Annotated in this window: 2 pseudogenes; both read right to left on the bottom strand. The window is 67.0% G+C overall.

Annotated elements, in window-relative coordinates:
* Window positions 1-87: 87 nt before the first annotated feature.
* Window positions 88-884, bottom strand: a pseudogene (atpG, locus tag JF597_RS55370) (ATP synthase F1 subunit gamma).
* A 20-nt stretch (window positions 885-904) separates the two neighbouring features.
* A pseudogene (locus JF597_RS55365) lies at window positions 905-1,499 on the bottom strand (F0F1 ATP synthase subunit alpha); the annotation flags it as partial.

Genomic DNA, 1,499 nt, shown 5'->3' with positions numbered 1-1,499 from the left:
CGTCGACGGGGAATTCCACGTCGACGACCGGGCCGATGACCCGGGCGACGCGGCCCGTGGCAACGGCCGTCTCAACTGTCGTCGTCATTACCTGTCACTCCCCGCGGACGCGTCGGCCAGGGCTGCGGAGCCGCCGACGATCTCGCTGATTTCCTGGGTGATTTCGGCCTGGCGGGCCGCGTTGGCAAGTCGGGAGAGGCTGGTGATCAGGTCTCCCGCGTTGTCGGTGGCCGACTTCATCGCGCGCCGCGTGGCGGCGTGCTTGGAGGCGGCCGACTGGAGCAGCGCGTTGTAGATACGGCTCTCGACGTAGCGCGGCAGAAGGGCGTCGAGGACGTCCTCCGCCGAGGGCTCGAAGTCGTACAACGGGAGGATCTCGCCCCGGGGGGCGGCCTCCTTCGCCACGTCTTCGAGGCTGAGCGGGAGCAGACGGTCGTCGAGCGCCGTCTGCGTCATCATCGAGACGAACTCGGTGAAGACGATGTGGAGCTCGTCCACGCCGCCCTCGGCCGTGTCCTTCTCGATGGCCTCGATCAGCGGCGCCGCGACCTTCTTGGCGTCCGCGTACGTGGGCTGGTCGGTGAAGCCGCCCCACGACTCCGTGATCTTGCGCTCACGGAAGTTGTAGTGCGCGACACCACGGCGGCCGACGATGTAGATCTCGACCTCCTTGCCCTCGCGCTCCAGCCGCTCGGTGAGCTTCTCCGCCGTCTTGATGGCGCTGGAGTTGAAGGCAGTTCCTGCGCGTACGGCGTGGAGGCCGCCACCTTGCGCTGCGCCTTGACGACGCGCGAGGCGGCGATCATCTCCATCGCCTTGGTGATCTTCTTGGTCGCGGTGACGGATCGGATGCGACGCTTGTAGACCCGGAGCTGGGCTCCCATGAGTCAGGTCCCTTCCGTCGTCACTTGGCCGTGGCGGCCGGCGCGTCTTCGCCGAGAAGCTTGCCGTCCGAGGTCTCGAACTGCTTCTTGAACTCCGCGATGCCGTCGGCGATGGCGGTGAGCGTGTCGTCCGACATCTTGCCGCCCTCCTTGATGGAGGTCATGAGGCCCTGCTCCTTGCGGTGCAGGTACTCCAGCAGCTCCTTCTCGAAGCGGCGGATGTCGGAGACCGGGACCTCGTCCAGCTTGCCGGTGGTGGCCGCCCAGATGGAGACGACCTGGTCCTCGGTGGCCATCGGCTGGTACTGGGCCTGCTTGAGCAGCTCGACCAGTCGCTGACCGCGCTCCAGCTGCGCCTTCGACGCGGCGTCCAGGTCGGAACCGAAGGCGGCGAACGCCTCCAGCTCACGGTACTGGGCGAGGTCCAGGCGCAGACGGCCGGAAACCTGCTTCATCGCCTTGTGCTGCGCGGAACCACCGACTCGGGAGACGGAGATACCGACGTTCAGCGCGGGGCGCTGACCGGCGTTGAACAGGTCCGACTCCAGGAAGCACTGGCCGTCGGTGATGGAGATGACGTTGGTCGGGATGAACGCCGAGACGTCGTTGGCCTTG

Origin of the sequence: Streptomyces sp. (assembly GCF_019510245.1) — a bacterium.
Taxonomy (GTDB): Bacteria; Actinomycetota; Actinomycetes; order Streptomycetales; family Streptomycetaceae; genus Streptomyces.
This window is presented reverse-complemented; position numbering and strand designations above follow the sequence as displayed.